Consider the following 22310-nt stretch of genomic DNA (forward strand, 5'->3'; position numbering starts at 1 on the left):
GTCCCGTCGGCCTACGACACGCCGCCGACCTGCTGGTTGTAGCCGGCCACGATGTTCTCCAGGGCCTTGTCGGCCGACTGCTGGCCGTTGATCGCCTTGCCGAGCTCCGTCTTGGTCGGGTCCTCGGTGAGGCTCTTGCCCTTCAGCACCCAGTTGGTCTGCGCGCCGTTGAAGTAGCCGGAGATCGGGGCGTACAGCGGGATCTCCTCGTTGTAGAGCTTGAACGCCGCCTGCGCCGCCTCGGACTTGAAGGGGTACGTCGGGTTCAGACCGCTCTCGACCGGCAGGAAGCCGGACGCCTCGCACAGCACCTTGTAGTGGGCCGGCTCGTACAGCCAGGTCAGGAACTTCGTCGCGGCCTTGGACGCGTCGGCGTTGTTGTTGAAGCCGACGATGTTGCCACCGGCGTTCACGTCGCTCGCCTGCACCGGCTCAGCCGGGGTCGGGACGCTCGCCCACTCGAACTTCTTGATGCTGTCCGCGAAGGAGGCGACCTGCCACACGCCGGACCAGTAGGCGACCACGTCACCGCTCTGGAACATGGCGGACGGGTCGGCGCCGGACGTCCACACCGACTTCGGCATGGTCTTGTCGTCGTTCCAGCCGACGAAGGTGTTCACGGCCTTCTTGGTCGCCGCGTCCACCGAGAACTTGCCGGAGGAGTCGGCGTGGACGTACTGGCCGCCCATCTCGTACACCATGGCGCGCAGTCGCGACGGCGACTGGTCGAAGGTCAGGGAGTACTTGGCGCCGGTCTTCTCGCGGACCTTGTTGGCCGCGGCGATGAAGTCGGTCCAGGTCCAGGTCTTCGACGGCTCGGTCGGGAAGGAGACACCGGCCTTCTCGAACAGGGACTTGTTGATGAACAGGCCGGACGCGGTGACGTCCGAGGGGATGGCCAGCACCTTCCCGGACGAGTCCTTCGCCAGGAAGTTGGCGTTGATGTTGTTGCTCTTCTTGTCGGCGATGGACCTGAGGTCCAGCAGCTTGCTCGACCAGATCGGGTCCAGCGCCGGCACGGCGGCCACGTCGGGCAGGGAGTTGGCCTGCGCGGCGTTGTGCAGCTTCGTGGTGTAGCCGTCGTAGGGGATGTTGACGAGCTTGAGGTTGACGCCGGTCTCCTTCTTGTACTGCGCCACCACCTTCTTCCAGCCCGCGTCCTGCCCGGGAACCGTGGAGATCCAGAACGTCAGCGACTTGGAGGTACCGCCGGAGCTGCCGTCCCCGCCACAGGCGGTGAGCGTCAGAGCACCTGCCGCGACAGCGGCAGCGAGGGAAACCAGGCGGCGCGTGCCGCCGCGGCCGAGACGGCGAGAGCGCCGCACACCCACAGTGGTCATCTTCGATCCCTTTTTTTCGTCGTAGGGGACGGAGCACGGCGCCGATCTTGGCGGCACTGGTGCAGTTTGCAGGAGGTTCGCTTTCCGAGGGCACGGCCTCGCCCGGCCGCGTCATCCTGACGGGCGAGGATCCCCGGCCCCCTGGACCGTCACCGCACGGGCACGCCCTCGTGCGGTTGCCGTACGTCGAGTACGGGCGGGACGCTCGCCCCAAGCCGGCGTCCCGGCCGACTTAGAAAGCGCTTGTCCGGACATTGGCAGACCGAGTCCGAAACCGTCAATCCTTCGTCCGCACAGGCTGGGTCACGGTTTGGACTCCTCTGGCGACGGCCAGGCGGGCGGCACCCACCACGGTGCCGAGATCACCGACCTGGCTGCTGACCACCTCGGTGGGCCAGCTCAGCCGCTCCAGCTCGGCCCGCACACCGGGCAGGAGCTGCGGAAACGCACCGGTGCTGCCGCCCAGGACGAGCAGCCCGGGGTCCAGTACGGCGGTCACCGCGGCGGCCAGCCGGCCCACGTCCACGGCGTGCCGGTCGACGATCGCGCGGGCCGTGGCGCTGCCCTGTTCCGCGAGGGCGAAGAGCTGCTCGGCGCTGCGGGGGCCGGCGCCGTCGACTTCCGGCCAGGCCTCCGCGGCCCGGCGCAGCAAAGAGCGGGCCCCGATGTACTCCTCCAGGGCCTCGTGGCGGGGCTCCAGGTCGTCGTCCCAGGGGTAGGGCAGCCGGGCGAGCTCACCCGCGGCGCCGTTGGCACCGGCCAGCACATGTCCCCCTACGACGATGCCGAGACCGATACCGACGCCGATCCGCAGATAGCCGAAGGTGTCCCGGCCGCGGGCGGCGCCCTCGTGCAGTTCGGCGAGGGCGGCGCAGTTGACGTTGTTCTCCAGGTGGACGGGGACTCCGGGCGGCAGCGCGACGGTCACCGCGTCGAAGACGGGACCGGCCTTCGCGGTGGCGGGGCGCATCCGCTGCGGTGCGGTGACGTCACCGACGGCCACGACGATGGTGCGCAAGGGGGCGTCCGGGGGCAGCGCGGACAGTGCCTCCCGTACGACGTCGGCGGCGTCCTCGCGGGGTCCGGTGGCCTCGGCGAGCAGGGTGCCGTCCAGGGCGCAGCCGCGCACCCGGGTGAGGGAAGGGCCCAGGTCGACGGCGAGCACGGCGCCGGCGGCCGGGCCGAGACGGTAGACGGCGGCACTGCGGCCGGTGGCGCCCGACGAGGTGCCGGAGTGGGCGGCGAGGTGGACGCCCTCCAGTTCGGCCACGGCGGAGGAGACCGTCGGCTTGGACAGGCGCGCGAGGCTCGCCAGCTGCGGCCGGGTCGCGGTGCCGGCCTGGGCCAGCACGGCGAACACCGCGCTCGCGCTCTCGGTCAGACGGGGGGCTCTTACCACGTCGTGTTCCACAGTTCCCCCAGGTCACAGGCTGCTCTCCCGGGACGATCGGCTCGGTGGGAGGCGGCGATGGGTTGCTCCGGCGGCACGCGTTCCCGGCTCGGGGAGGAGGCCCGGGAAGCCAGGTGCGCGACGCCTATTGACAGGCACTGTACTTCGTTAGTTAACTTCCTAACGAACGTCACGGTACTCGCCTGCCGTGGTCCGACAGAAGCCCGTCCCGGGGCTTCCCTAGAGCATCAACTGCCCTGCCTCCAGGCACGGTTCGCCCACCGTCGCAGCACCCATTGCACCGACGAAAGAGGATCCGTGCAGGACACCGCACCCCTGGTGGTCGGCATCGACGTGGGCGGCACCAAGACACAGCTCCGCGCCTACGCGGGCGACGCTCTCGTGGCCGATCACGTCCGTTCCAGCGGCGGCTGGCGGCCGCACGACCCCGTGGCCGCCGCCGGCTGGCTGGCCGCGCTCGCCACCGAGGCGCTTCCCGCGGGCGTACGCCCGTCCGCCCTCGCCGTCGGCGGGCACGCCTGTGAGACCCCGCGCCAGTGCGCGCAGATCCGCACCGCCCTCCACCTGCACTTCGACGTGCCCGCGCTGGTCGTGGGCGACGCCGAACTGCTGGTCCCGGCCGCGGGCCTGGAGAAGGGGGTCGGCCTGGTCGCCGGCACCGGCTCCGTGGCCGTCGGCCGTCTCGCCGACGGCACCCCGGTCCAGGTGGGCGGCTGGGGCGCGCTCCTCGGCGACGAGGGCGGGGCCGCCGGTCTGGTCCGCGAGGCCGTCCGCGCCGTATGGGCGGCGCACGACCGCGGCGAGGAGCCCGACGCGCTGGCGCTCGCCCTGCTGTCCGGGTTCGACGTCCCCGAGGTACCCGCGCTCGCCGCCGCGCTGGAGCATGTCACGGCCGCCTCCGCCGAGTGGGGCCGGCACGCCCCGGCCGTCTTCGCGGCCGCCGAGGCCGGATCCGCCCTCGCCCGCACGGTGATCGCCGAGGCGGGCCGGGCCCTCGCCGCGCTCGTCGAGCGCCTCGCCGCGCGCGGGGCCGTGGTCGACGACGTCGTGGTCGCGGGCAGCACCGTCCTCGCCCAGCCCTCGCTGTACGACGCCTTCGCGTCGGCGCTCGCCGACGGTGTGCCGTCGGCCCGGCCGCGTCCGCTGCGGGCGCCGCCGGTCGAGGGCGCGGTGGCGATGGCCCGTTCACTTGTGTGACATGCCCTCGTCGCCGAGTCTCCTCCGCTCCGACATGACTCGCCCGTAGATCTTCGCTCGCACGACTTCAGAAAGCGCATTCGACGCTCAGGGCCTCAGGCGCATCATGAGTCGCAGCCGCATCACTGTCATGTGCACTACCGCCCCGGCCGTACGGCCGCAGAACTGAAGAGAGGCTCATCCATGCCGTCATCCGCCGGGCAGCACTCCCCCGCGCGTACCACCGCAGGCGTGAACCGCAGGGGCTTCCTGAAGACCTCCTTCGGCGCCACCGCCGGTGTCGTGGCCGCGCCCACCCTGGTCGGCTGGCTCGCCGCCGCCGACGCGAAGGCCGCCGCCGCTCCCCTCGCGTTCGTCGACGACTACAAGACCAACCTCTCCGCGAACCGCACGCCCGAGACCAACGCGGTCGTGCGCGCGCTCGGCGGCTTCGCGCAGATATGGAAGACCGGCGACGCCTGGAACACCGGCACACCGCTGCGGCACGACATCCTGCGCGCCAACGTGCGCTACAGCATCGACGTCACGACCCGGCGCACCCCGGCCGAGGCGAAGACCGCGTTCCTCTACGACCGCATGCACCAGAGCTACTCCACGATCGACGGCCTCGGCCCGCTCGCCCCCCTCTACAAGGCGGGCGCCAAGGCGGTCACCTCGATCACCGTCGCGCCCGACGGCACTCCCCCGACCACCATCGACGACACCCTGCCCGCCGACGCCCCGGCCGGATCGGCGCTCGGCGCGGGCTCCCACGACTCGGAGCTCGGCAAGGTGGCCACGCTGGTGGACACCCTGCGCGGCAACTGGGCGTCGGGCAACCCGTCCAAGTACGCCTACCTGTACCCGCGCCCCTGGCGCATGAACGAGGACAGCCAGGTCGTCGACACCGGCCAGAAGGACGCGCTCGGCTACCCGGTGTACGAGTCGAAGGTGGTCGTGGCGCCTCAGCTGCTGCGTCAGCGCAGCACCTCGCCGGCGGACGACGGCGGCTTCCCCAGCGGACACACCAACGCCTACCACCTGGCCTCACTGGCCTACGCGTACGCCGTGCCCGAGCGGTTCCAGGAGCTGGTCACCCGCGCGATCGAGCTGAGCCACACCCGGATCCTGGCGGGCATGCACTCCACGGTCGACGTCATGGGCGGCCGGATCATGGCCACCGCCCTGGCCGCCGCCACGCTGGCCGACCCGGCGAACGCGCAGCTCAAGGCGGACGCCCGGGCCCAGGCGCTGGCCTACTTCACGCAGCGGACGGGCACGACGGCCGACACCCTGTTCGCCTACGCGCACTCGGACCCCGCCGACCCGTACGCGAACCGGAAGGCGAACGAGCGTGCGGTGACGCCCCGGCTGACCTATGTCCTCGAACGGGAGGGCCGCAGCAAGCCGCTCACCGTGCCCAAGGGCGCCGAGGTGCTGCTGGAGACCCGGCAGCCCTACCTGGACGCCGCCCAGCGCCGTGAGGTGCTGCGCACCACCGGGCTGCCCTCCGGGTACGTCCTGCTGGACGGCTGGGAGCAGTGGGGCCGGCTCAACCTGTTCGCCGCGGCGGACGGATACGGCTCCTTCGACTCCGACGTCACCGTCACCCTCGACGCGGCCTTGGGCGGCTTCCACGCGGCCGACAGCTGGCGCAACGACATCGACGGCTGCGGCGGACTGACCAAGAAGGGCAGCGGCACGCTGACCCTGACGGGCCACAACCGCTACACCGGCGGGACCGTGCTCCAGGAGGGCGCCCTGGTCGCCGCCTCGGCCCACGCGCTCGGCCACGGCGACGTCCGCGTCCGGGGCGGCCGGCTCACGCTCACCGACAGGTCGCTCCAGGTCCACGGCACCTACACCCAGGAGTCCGGCACGCTGGAGCTCACCCTGCGCTCCGGTCAGGAGCCGGTCCTTCAGGTGACCCGGCGCGCCGTGCTCGGCACGGGCAGCGTGCTGTCGCTGCGGCTGGACGCGAACAAGCCCCCGAAGGCCGGGCAGACCGTCCGCGTCCTCGGCGCACCGGTGCTGCGCGGCCAGTTCGACCGCGTGGAGCTGAACTCCGGCACGCTGCGGGCCGTACCCGTCTACACGACGGAAGGTCTGTCGGTACGACTCCTGAAGCGGTGACGCCCGCGGGGCGGGAGCCGGTGCGAGAGTGGCCCTCATGAGGTCCCTCCGGATCGCTCCCGCCACCGCCCGCCCGGCGTCGCCGCGGGGCGGATGATGACGAGCGAGCAGCAGACGGTCCTGGACACGGTTCCCGAGTCCGGGTCACGCGACGAGGAGCGGCAGCCACGACCCGCCCGGCGGTGGCTGGTGCCGCTCCTCGTCGTCGTGCTGCTGGCCCAGATGGCGGCCGTCATGGTGACGACCGCGGTCCAGCAGACCCCCACGATCGACGAACCCGTCTACGTGGCCACGGCCGCCGAGTACCTGCACGGTCAGGGCATCCGCTACAACCCCGAGCACCCGCCGCTCGGCAAGCTGGTGATCGCCGCCGGGGTGGCGATCGCCGACCCGCACGTGGACACGGCGTTCGACGGCCCCCAGATCGACCTCGGCCCCCACCTGCTCTACGAGTCGGGCAACGATCCCTGGCGGCTGATGTTCTGGGCCCGGCTCCCGGTGATCGTGCTGACGCTGCTGTTCGCACTGGTGGTGTTCGCCTTCGCCCGCGAACTCGCCGGAACGGCCGCGGGACTCGCGGCCCTCGCCCTGTACGCCTTCTCCCCCGACGTCGTCGCCCACGGTTCGCTGGCCACCCTCGACGTGCCGACGGCCGGTTTCCTGCTCACCTCGGCGTGGCTGCTGTGGCGGGCCCGCGTCAGGCCCCGCCGGTACCTGCCGCTCGCCGGTCTCGCCCTCGGGGCGGCGCTGGCCACCAAGATGAGCGCGCTGCCGGCGGTGCCGGTGTTCATGGGGCTGGCCGCGCTCTCGGTGTGGAGCGCCTGCCGGGACACCGGGACGCGCCGCAGGCTGCTCCAGGCCGTCGGGGCCGCGGCCGCGCTGGCGGTGGCCGCGATCGCCGTCGTATGGGCGTCGTACCTGGTCGTCGACCCGCGGCTGCGGTGGACGTCCCAGGACCCGGTGCCGGTCGTGCACGGGCTGCGCGGGACGCTGGCCGATGTGCTGCCGTTCCCCGAGGCGTACACGGACGGGATGCGGTTGCAGTTCCGGTTCGAGAACCACCCGTGGGAGGGGTTCCTGTTCGGGCGGGTGTACACCGGGCACCTCTGGTACTACCTGCCGGCGGCGCTGCTGGTGAAGACCCCGCTGGGTCTGCTCGCGCTGTGGGCCGCCGGTGCCGTGGTGCTGGTGGCGGTACGGCGGTTGCGGCCCGCGGCCCCGTATCTGCTGGTCCCCGCCGGGGTGTTGCTGGCCTCGGCCATGACGGGCTCACGGGACTTCGGCACCCGGTACACGCTCTTCCTGCCCATGTTCCTTACGGTGGCGGCCGGTTGTGTCCTCGCGGTACGGCGGCGCTGGGCGACGGGAGTGACCGCGGCGCTGGTGCTGTTCGTGGCCGTCAGCTCGCTGCGGACCTTTCCCTACTATCTGCCGTACTCCAACGAGGCGTTCGGCGGACCGGCCCGCACACATCTGCGGCTGCACGACTCCAACGTCGACTGGGGCCAGGATCTCGGCCGGCTCGCCGACCGGCTGCGCGAGCGCTATCCGGGTGAGCGGATCTGGCTCGTGTACAAGGGCAGCGGGGTGCCCTCCGCCTACGGCATCGAGGCGTCCGATCCGCGCGAGGTGCCGGTGGAGGACGTCCGCGGGCTGCTGGTCGTCTCGGACTCCTCGGTTGCCAAAGCGAAGGGCCGGCTGGCCGAGTTGATCGCCGGCAGCCGTGCGGTCGACGAGGTCGGCCACTCGATCACGATCTACCGCCGATGATCACCCGGGCAGGTGCGGCGCGCCGCCGCTCAGCGGGCCGCGAGCTGGAAGCCCTCGGCGCTCACGTGCGGCATCGCCCTGCTCGTCACCCGGTAGCGGCCGTTGGGCACCCGGACGGACCGGGTGATGTGCACGGTGAGCGGACCCGCCCACTCGTAGCCCCGCTGCTCGCCGTGCCGGGCGAGGCTGTCGGTGAGCTCCTGGCCCACATCGCTGCCCCGGCGCACGAGTTCGTCGTAGGCGAAGTCCGCGAGCTCGACGTCGTACGCGTTCGGGACCACCACCCTGCTCTCACTGCACACCACCACGTTGCTGTCGCACTCGTGACGCAGCGCCTCCAGGAGTTCGACGGGCTCCCGGCCGACGACCCGCGCCCACAGCGCCTCCCAGCCGTGCTCCATTGCCTGTTCCAGCGCGCTCAGCGCACCCATTCCCTCTCACCTGCCTGGTTCGCGTGCGGCGTCATTCCTGGGCGAAGTCGTCGGGTTCCAGCTGCGCTTCCTCGAACGCCTCGCGCAGGGTCCGTCCGCTGCCGCCGGGGGCGGGCGGTTCGTCCTGGTCGTGCCGAGTGCGCAGGAGCTCGTCGGTGTCGTCGGTCTTGTGCCGGTTCTCCTCGGGGACCGTCATACGGGGCCGCTCCTCGTGTGTCGTCGAAGTCCTTGTCCAGCGGCGGGTTCCCGATCGGCGGCGGCGTACCCGTCCCGATCCGAGGTCGCCCGACGCCGTCCTACCAGCGCTGGTCACCGGGGCGTGTGAGCTATGTTGACTCCCCGTGGGAGACAAAGGAGGCGCCTCGGTGCCATCGCCGCAGCAGGCACGTGCACAGGCATCCGCGATCACCTCGGGCAAAACCGCACCGGAAGCGGAGGCCGCCCCGGCCTCCCAGCTCAGGACGCTCTTCGACAGGCCCCGGCTCTCGCCCGGGCAGCGGCGCATCGCGCAGTACCTGATCGAGCACATCACCGAAGCGGCGTTCCTCTCCATCACCGACCTCGCGGAGCGCGTGGGCGTGAGCCAGCCCTCGGTGACGCGGTTCGCGGCCGCCGTGGGCTTCAGCGGCTACCCCGCCCTGCGGGAGAAGCTCCAGGCCATCGCCCTCGGCACGCTCGCCGGCGGCCCGGTCGCGGACGACGAGTCGCGCGGCAACGAACTCCAGGCCGCGGTCGACGCGGAGATCGAGAACCTGGAGAACCTGCGCCGCGACTTCGCCGACCCCGACCAGGTGATCGACCTCGGCCGCAAGCTGTCCGAGTCGACCCCGCTGACCATCCTGGGCCTGCGCATCTCGGCGTCGCTCGCGGAGTACTTCGCCTACGCGGCCCGCCGTATCCATCCCGACGTACGGCTGGTCACCCGCGGCGGCAGCGTCGCCTACGACGCCCTCCTCCAGTCACGCGAGGCGGGCGGCACCTGGGTGCTCGCGTTCTCGATGCCCCGGCACGCCCAGGAGACGCTGACCGCCCTGCGGGTCGCCCGCAGCGCCGGACTGAAGGTCGCGCTCGTCACCGACCTGGCGCTCGGGCACGTGGCCGACGAGGCGGACATGCTGTTCACCACCGGCACCGGCTCCCGCCTGGTCTTCGACTCCTACGCGGCGCCCGGAGTGATCGCCGCCGCCCTGCTCCAGGCCATGACCGACGCGGATCCCGAGCGGACCCAGGCGCGGCTGGAGGAGTACGAGCAGATCTCCGACCAGCACCAGTTCTTCCTCAGGGACTGAGCTCCCCTCCCTGGTCATAGGCCTTCAGACCGGGACCATCCGTAATAAATCGAGCATGAATGTTTTCATACTCCTTGCAAAGCGGACGGCATATATAAATACTGCTCACGGATCACCCCGGGACCACTCCGGGACTCGTCCGCACCCCTGTCCCCGTCCCCACCCCACCGCCCGAAAGGGCTCCTTTGCGGACATCCCGAGCCGTCGTCACCTACCCGCGTCGGCGCCCGGGGTGTTCGGTTGGGCCTCGCCTGCACGCGGGCCCGTGGCGGCCCCGGTCATCCCCTAGGCCGGGGCCGCCCAATCCGTCGGACCACCCATACGACGCCGCACACCGGAAGCGATGACCATGACCCTGACGACCACGCGGACCCTCGTCCGGACCGGTCCGGACTGGCCCTGCCAGGTCAAGACCCCCGGCAGTTACGACTGGGAGCGCTCCGCCGCCAAGTGGCTGCGCGAACTGGTACCGGCGCGGTACGCGAGCTATCCGGCCCTGCTGCGGCACACCGTGCTGCTCGCCCGGCACGCGCAGATCCAGGTCCAGCACGAGATCCGGGTCGCCCGCACCGCGCTCCAGACCGCCCGCGCCGACCTGCCGGCACTCGGGCTGCCGGAGTCGGTCATCGAGCACACCATCAAGCTGTACGCGGCCGAGGTCCTCCAGCTCCAGCACATCGCCCGCAGTGTCCGCGAGGTCACCCAGGCACTGGTGCACCACCAGGGCCGCTGACCCTCCCGCCGGGCATGATCCACGCCGTACGTGGGACCCGTGGTGAGCATGAGCACCACCCCCGACGCACGGCGCGGCGATCCGGTCACCACGGTCCTCACGTGGGAGGTGCGCCCCGGCCACGAGCGGGAGTTCGAGCGCTGGACGCGGGGCATCAGCCGCTGCGCCAGACGGTTCCCCGGCAATGAGGGCGTGTCCTGGCTGCGTCCCGAGGACGGCCACCGCTACCACGCGGTGCTGCGCTGGTCGGACGCGCACCGGCTGACCGCCTGGCTGGAGTCCGAGGAGCGGGCCGACTGGCACACCCGGATCGACGGCGTCGCCACGGAACTGGGCGGCGAACGGCAGTCGACCTCCGGCCTGGAGACCTGGTTCAGCCTGCCGGGCACCACGGTGCGGCCACCGGTCCGCTGGAAGATGGTGCTCACCACGTTCCTCGGCGCCTTCCCCTGCACCCTGCTGATCCAGTGGCTGGTGGCGCCCCGGACCGCCGCCTGGCCGCTCCCGCTGCGGGCCGCCGTGTTCCCGGTGGTGCTGCTGCCGGTGCTGACGTATCTGCTGATGCCCCTGCTGAGCCGGCTGCTGCGCCGGTGGCTGTATCCACCCGCCGATCGCTGACCATCCACCGGCAGACCGCGCACCATCCGCCCGCGGGCCGCTGACCATCCACCCGCCGACCGCCGATCCCGCCCGGAACGGGGGGCGCGGCCGGTTGCGTCAACGGGCGGGGTCACCGGTGCGTGCGATGCGTGCCGGCAACAGCGGGATCGATCCGGGCCGCGTGTGCGATGCTCAACGCGTGACGAGCGAGCCTGCCGGCCCATCGCAGGCCGGGACCGCGCCCGACATGGCCGAGCTGGCCAGGGTCGTGGCCAGGCAGCGTGCGGAGATGGACCGGTTGCGGGACCAGGCCGCCACCGCGGCGGTGCTGGAGCGGGCCAAGGGTGCCCTGATGGCGCTGACCGGATGCACACCCGATGCGGCCGGCGAGGAGCTGCTCAGGCGCGCCAAGGCCGACGACCGCACGCTGCTGGAGGAGTGCTGGCTCAGCCTCGGCGCCCTGGTGCCCGCGCTGCCCGGGACCACCCCGGCGCCCGGCACCCGCGAGGATCGTCCCGGCGCCGCCCTGTCCGCGGTCCCCGGACCGGCCCGTCCGCAGTCGGTGCGGACCGCCGCCGGCGGGGCCGAAGACCGGCACGGCACCGATGCGGACGGCTCCGGTCCCGACAGCTCCGGTCCGGACGACGCAAGCACCGCGCTCGGCCGTCTCGGCAAGGTCCTCGTCCATGTCACCACCCCCCAGGACCTGGCCCGGTGCCTGCTGGAGGAGCTCGCGGCGGACGTCGACGCCGACGCGCTCATGCTCTTCAGGACACTGCCCGCCGGCGGACTCGAACTGATCGGCCACGCCGGGATCGACGAGACTTTGGCCGGCCAGTGGGCGAAGGTCCCGCCGCTGAACGGCATCGCCGCGATCGAGGCGCTCCGGGCGCGGGAGCCGCGCTGGCTGGAGGACTTCGCGCGGGACCGGGAGCGGCATCTGCTCATCGGGGACCCGCCGGAGCGCTGGCTGTCCCGCGCCTGGCTGCCGGTGCCGACCGGCGGCGGGGCCGAGGTCTGCATCGGGATCCTGCGGGAGCGCAGCGGACCCTTCTCGCCCTCGGAACGGCGGCTGCTGCGGGCCGTCGCCCGGCTGTGCGCGGGCTGGCTCCGGTCGTTCGGCGCCCGCCAGGCGCCCACCGCCGACGCCACGGCGGCCGCCGCGCAGCCGGTGTTCGACTCGCTGCCGGGCTCGGCGATGCTGCTCACGCCCCTGCGCGGGCCGGACGGGGAGGTCGCCGACTACCGGATCGACGCCGCCACCGAGGAGGCGGTCGACGTCGTGGGCCGCACCGGACGGCAACTGCTCGGGCGGCGGGTCCTGGAGTGCCTGCCGAGCATGGCGGACGAGGCGGTGTGGCACGGCTGTCTGCGCACCCTGACCACCGGTGAGCCCTTCGAGGGCGAGCCCTTCGCCCACCAGGCGGTGGTGGACGGCAGCGCCGAACTGTCCCTGTACACCGTGCACGCGGCCCGGCTGGGCGACGCCCTGGTCATCACCTGGGTCCGGCACAACTCCTCCGACCGCCAGGAGCAGCGCCTGGCGGACGTGCAGCGGCTGGGGAACCTGGGCTGGGCGAACTGGAACCTCGTCACCGACGAGGGCAGCTGGTCCTCCCAGACCTACCTCGTCCTGGGCCGCGACCCCGCGCTCGGACCGGCCCGCCTGGCCGACCTTCCCGGGCTCGCCGTGCCCGAGGACGCCCCGGCGCTGGCGCGGGCCGTCGAGGAACTCGTGCGCACCGGGGTCCCGTTCGACGTCCCCTTCCGGGTCCGGGCCGGGCACGAGGTCCGGCATGTGCGGATGGTCGCCGAAGTGGTGCCGGACGCCGAGAGCCAGCCCGTCGAGGTGCACGGCTTCGTCCAGGACCTCACCGCGCAGCGCAGCGCCGAACTGGCCCTCGTCGAGAGCGAGCGGGCGATCATGACGCAGGGCGGTGTGCTGCACGCCGAGCGGGCCCTGGCCGCCCGGCTCCAGCACGCGCTGCTTCCGCTGCCCACCCGGCCGGTCCGCCTCGCCGGACTGCGGGTCGAAGTGGCCTATCTGCCCGCCCAGTCGGGGATCCACGTCGGCGGTGACTGGTTCAGCGCGATCGAACTGCCCGACGGGGACGCCCTGTTCGTGGTGGGCGACGTCGCGGGTCACGGCATCGACGCCGTGGCCACCATGGCCCAACTGCGCTTCACCGCCAAGGGCATGGTCATCACCGGGTCCTCGCTGACCGGGGCGCTGGCCCGGCTCAACACCCTGCTGCTGCACTCCCGCGACTCCCACGGCACCGCGACCATGGTCCTGGCCCGCTACGAGCCCGACGAGCGCTGTCTGGTGTGGGCCCAGGCCGGTCATCCGCCGCCGTTGCTGGTGCGCGGCGGCGAGGTGCGCTATCTGGAGCGCCCGGTCGGCATGCTGCTCGGGGCCTGCTCCGATCCGCGCTTCGTGGAGGCGCGCTGCGTGCTGGAACCGGGCGACCGGGTCCTGCTCTACACGGACGGCCTGGTGGAGCGGCCCTCGGAGGGCCTCGATCTCGGCCTGGACCGGCTCGCCGCGGCCGTCGCGGCCCATCACACCGAGGAGCCGGGAGCCCTGCTCGCGCTGCTCACCTCGCTCCTGCCGGGAGAGCGGCGCGACGACGTGTGCGTGGTGGACATCCGGGTGCCCGGCGCGCCGGAGTGACCGGCCCTCGGTCCGGGTCAGTCCGCCGGGTGGCCGGGGGAGATGGAGGTCGCGTCGGAGAGCCGTAGCAGCGGGGTCCCTCCGGTGTCCTCGCGTGCGCCCCACGCCTCGGGTTCCAGGACGAAGCCGACGTGGTCGCCGCCGTCGGTGCGCGAGACGACCGTGCCGACGAACCAGGCCGCCGCGTCCTCCAGCACGACGGTCCCGCCCGTCTCCCGCCGCGAGCGGACCCGGGCGAACTTGTCCGTGCGGTCCCCCGTCTCCCCGCCGAACAGCTCGGCGAGGGCGCGCTGTTCGCGGGTGAGCAGGTGGACGGCGAGGCGGCTCGCGGTGCGGGCCACCCGGTAGGTGCGGTTCGCCTTGGACAGCCACACCACGAACCGCACGGGCTCGATCGAGCACTGGGAGGCGAAGCCGACCAGGCAGCCCGCCCGGTCGCCGGCCACGGCGGCGGTCACCACGTACATGTCGGGGTCGAGCCGGTCGATGAAAGCGTCCATGCCCGCCATCCTGCGCGCTCATCCGCCGCCCGTACGGGACTCCAGGTCGCGCCGTGTGTCGTCGCCGTACACCCCGTCCTCGTCGCCGCGGATGCCGTACCAGAGCTGGAAGCGGGCCACGGCCGCGGCCAGGGTCGCGTCGTAGGTGCCGTCGGTGGACCCGTTGTCGTAGACGTTCGGGATGTGCCGCAGGCGTTCCTGGAGGTCGGTCACCTCGGGGCCGCTGTCGCCCTCCCGGAGGGTGCCGGGGCCGTCGGGGTCGGTGGCGCCGGAGGCGGTGGGGGTGGGCGCGGGGGTCGCGGGGGCGGTCGTGGCGGGCTGGGGGGCGGCCGCCGCGGTGCTCTGCCCGCGGTCGGCGAGCAGCAGCGCGCAGCCGAAGCCGATCACCGCGGCGGCGGTCACGGCCGCGGCGATCGCCGTACGGCGCAGTCCGGGCACCCGCCCGCGGGGGACGTCCCGGTCGCCGCCGCGGCCGTGGTCCCGGACGGGCGGCAGTTCCTCGGTCGCCGCCTCCGTGCCCGCGGGCGGAGCGGTCAGCGCGAAGGACTCGTAGCCGACGGGCGTGCGCGGCGGGAGGTCCTTGAGAAGCTCCGCGAGCGCGTCGGTGCGGCGCGGGCGCAGCACCCGGATGGGCTCGATGGGGTCGTCCGGCGGCACCCCTCGGTCGGACGGTGTGGGCATCCTGTTCTCCTTCCGTCCCGTGCACATGGGTCTGCGCCGTCCCCCGGGGAGAGATACGGGGCCGCGGGGCCGGGAGTTCAGCGCTCGCGCCCGGTCTGCACCGACAGCACTCAGTTCCCTCATAAGGTTGCACCGAGTGCCACTGATGTCCTTGAGGTGCTACTTTCGCGACCATGAGCTCCACTAAGCCCCCCATGCGGGACGCGCTGGTCGCGGCCGCCTTCCGGCTGTTCCTGGAACGGGGGTACGAGCAGACCACCGTCGACGACATCGTCGCGCTCGCGGGAGTCGGACGCCGGTCCTTCTTCCGGTACTTCCCCTCCAAGGAGGACGTGGTCTTCCCCGACCACGAGCGCTGCCTGACCGACGTGACGGCCTTCCTGGACGCGAGCGAGCCCGGGTGCGACCCGCTGGAGCGGGTCTGCGAGGCGGTACGGCTGGTGCTGCGGATGTACACCGAGAACCCGACCTTCTCCGTCCAGCGCTACCGCCTCACCAAGCAGGTTCCCGGCCTGCGCGCCTACGAGCTGTCCGTGGTGTGGCGCTACGAGCGCGCCTTCGCCGCGTATCTGCGCGGGCGGCTGAAGCCGCTGCACGACGGGACGCTGCGGGCCGACGTGATCGCCGCCGCCGTGGCCGCCGCGCACAACAACGCCCTGCGCTCCTGGCTGCGTTCGGACGGGCAGGACGACGCCGAGCAGGCGGTGGAGCACGCGCTCGGCTATGTGCAGGCCGCCTTCGGGGCGCCCGGCGCGCCGGCCGCCGACGAGCGGCCGGAGGACGTGGTGGTGATCGTCTCCCGTCGCGGCGCGCCGCTGTGGCGGGTGGTCCAGGAGATCGAGTCCACGCTCGACGCCGACTGAAAGAGGGGGTACCCAGTACCTTTACTCCTGACACTGAGTGCCATACGCTGACGGCGTGCACGGTGGCACAAGGGAACCGCGCACGTCCGTGCACGGTGCTCCGCGCACGTGGGATTCCGGCCGAGCGCAGGGAGTTGACCAGCGTGTACCACCACTCAGGCAGCATGGCTCGGCAGGCAGTCGGCTCCGCGACCGGCCTGCTCGAGCCCCTCGCCCCGACCACGGACTCGATCCTCTTCCAGCGCTGCACCTGGTGCCGCACCGCGATGTACCACCGGCTGCTGTGCCCGGTCTGCCAGGGCGGCGACCTGCGCACCGAACGCAGCGAGGGCGTGGGCACGGTTCGCCACTCCACGGTGGTGCACCGCAACACCCCCGCCGCGCGCAATGTGTCGCTGGTCGAGCTGGCCGAGGGTTTCGTCGTCCGGGGCCGGGTCATGGGTCCGCCCGCCGCGATCCACAGCGGTGACCGGGTCCGGATGTCGACGGCCAAGGACCCGGTCCGCGGCGAGCCGGTCTTCCAGCTGCTGGACGAGCCCTACCGCGCCTGGAGCTGACGGCTCCGGGGCCGACGGGGGCCCCGGGTCGTGCTCCCCTGACTGACGGGGCATCACCCTGGCTCGGCCTCCTAGGACTTCGGATCCGGCCCCACGCCCAGCGCCAGGGCACCGTCAGGACACGTACCCACCGGCCCCGCTGCCGCGGGTGAACGTCCGGGCGCGGTGGCCGGTGTCGACAACGGCCGCGCGGAGGTGGGGAGTCGGACTCACGCAAGGCGCTTCCCCCGTCCGGTGATCCGCCAGTCGGCGACTACGCTGGCTTGATCGCGTCTCTTCCTCACGAACACCGCTGTCGCACAGACAACCCACAGGCGCTTCTCCCCCGTCCTAGGTGACGCGAGAGGCGCCCGGGACCGACGGGACGTCTGCGCACGGGGTTGTGAGGAGACGACCATTGATCCGTGCCCGGCGAATATGTGTGACCGCCGTGGCGGTGCTGGCGGCCCTGGCGGGCTCGCCCGGACTGGCACAGGCTCAACAGCCGCCGCAGGCGGGGCCGTTGAGCGTGACGGACGACAGCGGACTGCCGCCGGGGTGGCGGATCGACGGGAAGGGCGGGGCGCGTGAGCTGGTCTGGCGCGCACCGAAGGCCGTTCCCATGGGGGACGCGCGCGTCGAGTTCCGGACCGGGGACCGGCTACTCGGGGTGCCGCGGCCGGCGAAGGACGGGCGGACCTTCCGACTCGCCCTCGAAGAAGCCCGGCCCAACGGGCTGAAAGACCTTCAGGTGACGGCCGCGGGACGCCGACTGGACGCGGCTGACCAGACGCCGAAGTCCGGCGCGCGAGGGGCCCGCGTCCCCGCGCAGGCACCGGCGAACGGTGTCGATCCGGGCAGGCCGGGCTCGTACCGCACGGTCTCCGGGGAGTACGACCTCGACCCGATCCGCCTGCCCGGGTACGCCGCCCCCGTGGAGATGCGCGCCCAGGTGGTGGCACCGAAGGGGGCCACCGGCAGCCGCCCGCTCGCCCTGTTCCTGCACGGCCGGCACGCCACCTGCTACAAGCCGGGCAGCACCAGCGAGGACGACGTGACCGGCGACTGGCCCTGCACGGCGGGCTACAAGCCGATCCCCAGCGACAAGGGCTACCTCCGCGACCAGCAACTGCTGGCCTCCCAGGGCTATGTGACCGTCTCGATCTCCGCGAACGGCATCAACGCCCAGGACGCGAACGCCGAGGACGCCGGCGCGCAGGCGCGTTCCTCGCTGGTACGGCAGCACCTCGCCCGCTGGGCCGACTGGAGCGCCCACCGCTCCAGCGCCCCGGCCGTCGTGCGCGAGGCACTGAAGGCGGACCTGTCCCGGGTCCTGCTCGTCGGCCACTCCCGAGGCGGCGAGGGCGTCAACCGGGCCGCGATGGACAGCCTGTACCCGCCGCCCGCCGCCGAGGACGGCTACCGGGGCCCGGTGCGCTGGAAGGTGCGCGGGACCGTGCTGATCGGACCGACGATCTTCGGCCAGAATCCGGTCGCCGACGTGCCCTCCGTGACCCTGCTGCCCGGCTGCGACGGCGATGTGTCCGACCTCCAGGGCGAGGACTTCGTCGACGGCACCCGCGGGATCAGCCGGGGCGGCGCGCTGCACAGCGCGGTCTACGTCGTCGGCGCCAACCACAACTACTTCAACAGCGAGTGGACCCCGGGCGAGGCCGAGGCGCCCGCCTCGGACGACTTCTGGACCGACCCCGAGCAGCCGGACCCGGTGTGCTCGCCGGGCGCGCCGACCCGGCTGACCGCCGCCCAGCAGCACCAGGCGGGCTCCACCTACATCGCCGCGGCGGCCCGTCTCTTCGTCGCCGGGGACGACCGGGTGCGTCCGCTGCTCGACGGCTCCGGCAAGCGGGCCCCGTCCGCCGACCCGGCCCGGGTGCTCACCCACGCCGTCGGCGGTCGCCGCGGTGGCGGCTTCCTGCCGGACGGCGGGGTGAAGGTGACCGGCGCCCGGCTGTGCTCGGCCATCGACCCCGACCCCGCCGTGGCCTGCATGAACCCGGAATCCCCCGGATCGTCACCGCACTTCGCGTGGTGGGAGACGGAGAAGGAGACCGGCAGGGGCGCGGTCGACGTGAAGTGGTCGGCACCGGGCACGGCGGCGCGCGTCGCTCCGGCCAAGCCGGTCTCCCTGCGCGGGGCGCAGAAGCTCGCCCTGCGGGTCTTCGTCCCGCCGAACACCACCGGCACCAGGTTCGACGTGTCCGTCACCGACTCCGGCAACCGCCGGGCGCGGCTCGGCTCGGTCCGGATCGACGGGCTCCCGGGCTCCGCGAGCACCGCCTCCTACTGGGCTCAGGAACTGCGCGTCCCGCTGACGGCCGCGACCCGGGCGAAGCTCGACCTCGGGCACGTCAAGTCGCTTGAGCTGACGCCCCGTTCGCGGTCCGGTCAGGCCTGGCTGATGGACGCCTGGGGCTGGGCGCCGGGCACCCCCGCGGTGAAGGCCGCCGCACTGCCGCGGGTCGACGTGGGCCGCACGACCGTCAAGGAGGGCGACTCCGGCACCCGCACCTACCGGGTGCCGGTCAGGATCTCCGGGCACGGCAGCGGGCAGGTCCGCGTGTACGTCCTGGATCCGGACAGCGGCCGGGCCGAGAGCAGGCTCGTGACCGTACGGCCCGGCAGCGACGCGATCGACGTGCCGGTCGAGGTGAAGGGCGACACGGCCTACGGCTTCGACGTGCGGCACGACATCGCCGTCAAGGCCGTCCACCACGCCGTCATCGGCAAGCACCGGGGCGGGGTCACCGCCGAGAACGACGACCCGGCGCCGGTGGTCACCCTGTCGCCGGTCGCCGACCGGGTGACCGAGGGCGGGACACTGACCTGGCGGCTGTCCCTGGACGCCCCCACCACGGTGGACATCTGGCAGCCGGTACGGGTGCTTGCGGTCACCGAGGGCACCGAGCTGTCCACCAAGGACGTCGACCCGCAATGGCTGAAGGACTGGTCCGGTGACGTACCGGACCCGGAGCGGCCGCTGTCCCGGGCGAACCTGTGGGTGTGGCTGAACATCCCGCCGGGGAGCACGGGCGTGGACTTCACCGTGCCGACCGTCCAGGACCAGCTGGCCGAGCCGACCGAGTCGATGCGCCTCGCGCTGACCGACTACGACGCCGAGCCGCTGCCCGACAAGCCGGTGCTGACGGGGACGGTGCTCGACCGGCCCTGACCTCCTGGTGCGCGGGGCCCGGAGTGTCCGGGCCCCGCGTTTCACAAGGTCACGCGGATGCCGACGGTGCCGTCCTTGCCCCGCCGCAGTCTGCTGCCCAGGAGGGTGAGCCGGCCGAGGACGCCGTACTTCTTGGCCAGGAGCTGTCGGTAGCGGCCGGTGGTCGCCGCGTCGACGATCTCCGCGGTGGCCGGGATCTGGTCACCGGTCGGGTTGCCGCGCACGTCGCAGGGGCCGACCAGGACGTCCGCGCGGGCCCTGATCCGCTTCACCTTCCAGGCGTCGGCGACCGACCACGCCCCGAGCGCGTCCCCGTCACGGACCACCCACACCGGGGTGGCCACCGGGGTGCCGTTCTTGCGATAGCTGGTGAGCAGGAGGTACTTGCCCGCGCCGAGCCGCTCCAGCGGCGTGTCGTCCATGCCGGAATTCTAGGCGGCGCCAGGGGCGGGACGGGAGTGCCGAGCCGTCACGCACCGGGCATTGATGCAGCGAGTTGTCGCGCACCGAGCGTGCGGCCGTCCTCGACCCCCACGACCGGGCCCCTCCCGCGGGGAATCGGCCAACACCGGCCTGCGCGTGGCTGGTTGAGACACCCCGGCGGCCGGCGCCGGTACCGGATCTCGTGGTTCCGTGAACGCGCAGGGCCCCGGCGCCGTATGCAAGGTGGGCGCTCAACGACCGGAGGGCCCCGCGGTGGTGACACCGCTTGTTCTGGTTCGGGAGCCATGCATGAGGCACGCACGACGACGGGTCGTCCGGCGAGTGACACGGCTGGCGGCAGTCGGCGGACTCCTCCTGGGAGGCACGATGGTCACGCGGGCCGTCGCGAGCGAGCCGCCCGCCACCGCCGTGCCGCGCACCTACGCGCAGCAGGCCGGGCAGACGGGTGCGGACATCGCGGCGCGGCTCGGTTCCGCCCGTACGGCCGGCACCTGGATCGGTGCCGACGGCAAGCCGGTCGTCGCGGTCACCGACGAGAAGGCGGCCGCCGAGGTGCGCGCGGCGGGGGCCAGGGCGAAGGTCGTCGAGCACAGCATGGACGACCTCAAGTCGGCGGCGAAGACGCTGCGTTCGGCGCCGCGGGTCGCGGGGACCGCGTGGTCGATGGACTACCGGACCAACCAGGTGGTGGTGCAGGGCGACTCCACCGTCTCGGCGTCCGACTGGGCCGGCATGACGAAGGTCGCGGCCGGCATCGGCGGCTTCGTGAAGACGGAGCGCACCGAGGGCACCTTCACGCCCCGCCTCAACGGGGCGCAGCCGATCCTGTCGACCGGCGGGCGCTGTTCGGCGGGCTTCAACGTGACCAACGGCCAGAGCGACTTCATCCTCACGGCGGGGCACTGCGGGCCGACCGGTTCGGTCTGGTTCGCGGACACCGGCGGCACCAACCAGCTGGGCAAGACGGTCACGCAGAGCTTTCCCGGCAACGACTACTCCCTGGTGCAGTACGCCAGCGGGAAGGCGGGCAACGGGGCCGGTGTCGTGTTCATCGGCAACGGCAAGGGTGTGCAGATCACCGGTGCGGCCGATCCGGCCATCGGGCAGCGGGTGTTCCGCAGCGGCAGCACGAGCGGGCTGCGCGACGGCCAGGTGACGTCGGTCAACGCCACGGTGAACTACCCGGAGGGCACGGTCACCGGGCTGATCGAGACCAGCGTGTGCGCGGAGCCGGGGGACAGTGGTGGTCCGATGTTCTCCGAGGGGATCGCGCTCGGCATCACCTCGGGCGGCAGCGGTGACTGCACGCAGGGCGGGACGACGTTCTTCGAGCCGGTGACGAAGGCGCTGAGGGATCTCGACATGCAGTTGATCGTGTCGAACCCGGCCGCGGCCGGCGCGGCCTCCCCCGCGCCGTCGGCCACCTCGGCGCAGGGCTCGATCGCGCCCGGCGGTGCCTCCCCCGGTTCCTCGGCCGCGGTCGAGGGCGCCGAGGGAACGCCTCTGCTGAGCCGGCTCACGGACACCCGCAACGTCGGGCCCGGCCTGCTGGTCGTCGGGGGCAGTCTGATCGCGCTGGTGGCGACCCGGTACATCCGCTCCGAGCAGGACCGCAAGGCGTATCAGCGGTACTACTCGGCCACTTGGGGCTGAGCCACCGGGTCACCCCAGGCTCAGCAGGACGGTGGCGACGCCGGCCCCCATGAGGCCGAGGACCTGCTGCCGGCTGAGCCTCTCGTCCAGCAGGGCCAGTCCGAGGATCACGGGAAGAGCGGGATAGAGCGAGGCGAGCACGACGGCGACCGCCAGCAGCTGCCGTTGGGCGGCGAGCAGATAGAGGATGAGTCCGAGCGCGGCGCCCGCCCCGACCAGGGGCGCCTGGACCGCGCGCACGGGCGGCAGGAGCAGGCGCCGTGGGTGCCGTGCCGCCGCGGGCAGCAGGACCAGTACGGCGGCGACCCGCCCCGCGGCCACCGGCCACAGTCCACTGGCGGCACCGGCCTGGGCGAGCGCGATGTACTGGAGCGCGACCCCGGCACTGGCCAGCAGTCCGTCGGGCACTCCCCCGCCGCCGTCCGGGCCCCGGTCCCCACGGCCGCCACGGCACACCATCCAGAGCGCCGGCGCGGACAGGGCGATCCCCAGCCAGGCCACGGCGGTCGGCCGGTCACCGAGCAGTACGCCGCACACCACGGACAGGGCGACCCCAGTGACGGCGCTGACGGGTACCACCACGCTCATGGCGCCGTGGCTGAGGCCGCGGTTGAGGAAGTGCATGGCGGCGCCGCTTCCCACGCCGGACAGCGCGCCCCACAGCAGGTCGACAGGCCGTACGGCGTCGGCGGGAAGGAGCAGCGCGGCGGTGGTGGCGAGGAGCAGCCCGCCGAGCTGGCCGAGGAAGGTGACGGCGGCGAAGTGGACCTTGCGGGACAGCAGGCCGCCGGTGAAGTCGACGATGCCGTAGCAGACCGCCGAGGCCAGTGCGAGGAGAGGGCCCATTCCGTCAGGGGTGCCCAGGGACGGGGCGGTGATGCCCCGA

Annotated in this window: 19 protein-coding genes; 11 read left to right on the forward strand and 8 right to left on the reverse strand. The window is 72.8% G+C overall.

Annotation, left to right across the window (positions count from 1 at the left end; all coding sequences use genetic code 11):
* Window positions 1-11: 11 nt before the first annotated feature.
* Entirely contained in the window at window positions 12-1340 is a 1329-nt protein-coding gene (locus tag ACFULQ_RS35785; protein WP_383552058.1) for an extracellular solute-binding protein, read from the reverse strand.
* Window positions 1341-1617: 277 nt separating this feature from the next.
* Window positions 1618-2739 carry an ROK family protein gene (locus ACFULQ_RS35790; RefSeq protein ID WP_383552060.1) on the reverse strand — a complete coding sequence of 374 codons (1122 nt, stop codon included), beginning with the start codon at window positions 2737-2739 and terminating at the stop codon, window positions 1618-1620.
* A 309-nt stretch (window positions 2740-3048) separates the two neighbouring features.
* Here ACFULQ_RS35790 and ACFULQ_RS35795 point away from each other — a divergent pair, with 309 nt between their 5' ends.
* The 3 genes from ACFULQ_RS35795 (at window position 3049) to ACFULQ_RS35805 (ending at window position 7830) form a co-directional block, all read left to right on the forward strand.
* Window positions 3049-3948 (forward strand): N-acetylglucosamine kinase, encoded by a 900-nt coding sequence (locus ACFULQ_RS35795; RefSeq protein ID WP_383552062.1) that lies wholly within the window; start codon window positions 3049-3051, stop codon window positions 3946-3948.
* Between the two features lie 183 nt (window positions 3949-4131).
* Entirely contained in the window at window positions 4132-6060 is a 1929-nt protein-coding gene (locus tag ACFULQ_RS35800) for a phosphatase PAP2 family protein (protein WP_383552064.1), read from the forward strand.
* A gap of 93 nt (window positions 6061-6153) precedes the next feature.
* Window positions 6154-7830 (forward strand): ArnT family glycosyltransferase, encoded by a 1677-nt coding sequence (locus ACFULQ_RS35805; RefSeq protein WP_383552066.1) that lies wholly within the window; start codon window positions 6154-6156, stop codon window positions 7828-7830.
* A gap of 29 nt (window positions 7831-7859) precedes the next feature.
* On the opposite strand, the gene ACFULQ_RS35810 is transcribed toward ACFULQ_RS35805, so the two are convergent.
* Together ACFULQ_RS35810 and ACFULQ_RS35815 are read right to left on the reverse strand one after the other, a co-directional pair.
* A complete protein-coding gene (locus ACFULQ_RS35810) occupies window positions 7860-8261 on the reverse strand; it encodes a DUF3662 domain-containing protein (protein WP_383552068.1) in 402 nt (133 codons plus the stop codon).
* Window positions 8262-8292: 31 nt separating this feature from the next.
* Window positions 8293-8457 carry a hypothetical protein gene (locus ACFULQ_RS35815; protein WP_383552070.1) on the reverse strand — a complete coding sequence of 55 codons (165 nt, stop codon included), beginning with the start codon at window positions 8455-8457 and terminating at the stop codon, window positions 8293-8295.
* Window positions 8458-8626: 169 nt separating this feature from the next.
* Here ACFULQ_RS35815 and ACFULQ_RS35820 point away from each other — a divergent pair, with 169 nt between their 5' ends.
* From ACFULQ_RS35820 to ACFULQ_RS35835, 4 genes are all read left to right on the forward strand, one after another.
* Window positions 8627-9550: a MurR/RpiR family transcriptional regulator gene (locus ACFULQ_RS35820; RefSeq protein ID WP_383552072.1), complete on the forward strand. Its 924-nt coding sequence runs from the start codon at window positions 8627-8629 to the stop codon at window positions 9548-9550.
* Between the two features lie 343 nt (window positions 9551-9893).
* Window positions 9894-10283 (forward strand): hypothetical protein, encoded by a 390-nt coding sequence (locus ACFULQ_RS35825; RefSeq protein ID WP_383552074.1) that lies wholly within the window; start codon window positions 9894-9896, stop codon window positions 10281-10283.
* Between the two features lie 48 nt (window positions 10284-10331).
* On the forward strand, window positions 10332-10901 hold the full coding sequence (locus ACFULQ_RS35830) for an antibiotic biosynthesis monooxygenase (protein ID WP_383552076.1): 570 nt from the start codon (window positions 10332-10334) through the stop codon (window positions 10899-10901).
* Window positions 10902-11130: 229 nt separating this feature from the next.
* A complete protein-coding gene (locus tag ACFULQ_RS35835) occupies window positions 11131-13557 on the forward strand; it encodes a SpoIIE family protein phosphatase (RefSeq protein ID WP_383552123.1) in 2427 nt (808 codons plus the stop codon).
* 17 nt (window positions 13558-13574) lie between these two features.
* On the opposite strand, the gene ACFULQ_RS35840 is transcribed toward ACFULQ_RS35835, so the two are convergent.
* Both ACFULQ_RS35840 and ACFULQ_RS35845 read right to left on the reverse strand, forming a co-directional pair.
* Complete coding sequence (locus ACFULQ_RS35840) at window positions 13575-14066, reverse strand: flavin reductase family protein (protein WP_383552078.1); 492 nt, start codon at window positions 14064-14066, stop codon at window positions 13575-13577.
* A gap of 9 nt (window positions 14067-14075) precedes the next feature.
* On the reverse strand, window positions 14076-14738 hold the full coding sequence (locus tag ACFULQ_RS35845; protein WP_383552080.1) for a peptidoglycan-binding protein: 663 nt from the start codon (window positions 14736-14738) through the stop codon (window positions 14076-14078).
* Between the two features lie 173 nt (window positions 14739-14911).
* Here ACFULQ_RS35845 and ACFULQ_RS35850 point away from each other — a divergent pair, with 173 nt between their 5' ends.
* The 3 genes from ACFULQ_RS35850 to ACFULQ_RS35860 all read left to right on the forward strand — a co-directional run bounded on the left by ACFULQ_RS35850 (window position 14912) and on the right by ACFULQ_RS35860 (window position 19327).
* Window positions 14912-15601 carry a TetR family transcriptional regulator gene (locus ACFULQ_RS35850; RefSeq protein WP_383552081.1) on the forward strand — a complete coding sequence of 230 codons (690 nt, stop codon included), beginning with the start codon at window positions 14912-14914 and terminating at the stop codon, window positions 15599-15601.
* A gap of 143 nt (window positions 15602-15744) precedes the next feature.
* Window positions 15745-16158, forward strand: coding sequence for a Zn-ribbon domain-containing OB-fold protein (locus ACFULQ_RS35855; protein ID WP_383552083.1), 414 nt, complete (start codon window positions 15745-15747; stop codon window positions 16156-16158).
* 421 nt (window positions 16159-16579) lie between these two features.
* Window positions 16580-19327 (forward strand): alpha/beta hydrolase family protein, encoded by a 2748-nt coding sequence (locus ACFULQ_RS35860; RefSeq protein ID WP_383552085.1) that lies wholly within the window; start codon window positions 16580-16582, stop codon window positions 19325-19327.
* Window positions 19328-19368: 41 nt separating this feature from the next.
* On the opposite strand, the gene ACFULQ_RS35865 is transcribed toward ACFULQ_RS35860, so the two are convergent.
* On the reverse strand, window positions 19369-19749 hold the full coding sequence (locus ACFULQ_RS35865) for a PPOX class F420-dependent oxidoreductase (RefSeq protein WP_383552087.1): 381 nt from the start codon (window positions 19747-19749) through the stop codon (window positions 19369-19371).
* 310 nt (window positions 19750-20059) lie between these two features.
* Here ACFULQ_RS35865 and ACFULQ_RS35870 point away from each other — a divergent pair, with 310 nt between their 5' ends.
* Window positions 20060-21424, forward strand: coding sequence for a S1 family peptidase (locus ACFULQ_RS35870; RefSeq protein WP_383552089.1), 1365 nt, complete (start codon window positions 20060-20062; stop codon window positions 21422-21424).
* 9 nt (window positions 21425-21433) lie between these two features.
* Here the strand turns inward: ACFULQ_RS35870 and ACFULQ_RS35875 are convergent, their stop codons facing one another.
* Window positions 21434-22270: an EamA family transporter gene (locus ACFULQ_RS35875; RefSeq protein ID WP_383552091.1), complete on the reverse strand. Its 837-nt coding sequence runs from the start codon at window positions 22268-22270 to the stop codon at window positions 21434-21436.
* Window positions 22271-22310 lie beyond the last annotated feature (40 nt).

This window comes from Streptomyces sp. NPDC057253 (assembly GCF_042669125.1).
Lineage (GTDB): Bacteria > Actinomycetota > Actinomycetes > Streptomycetales > Streptomycetaceae > Streptomyces.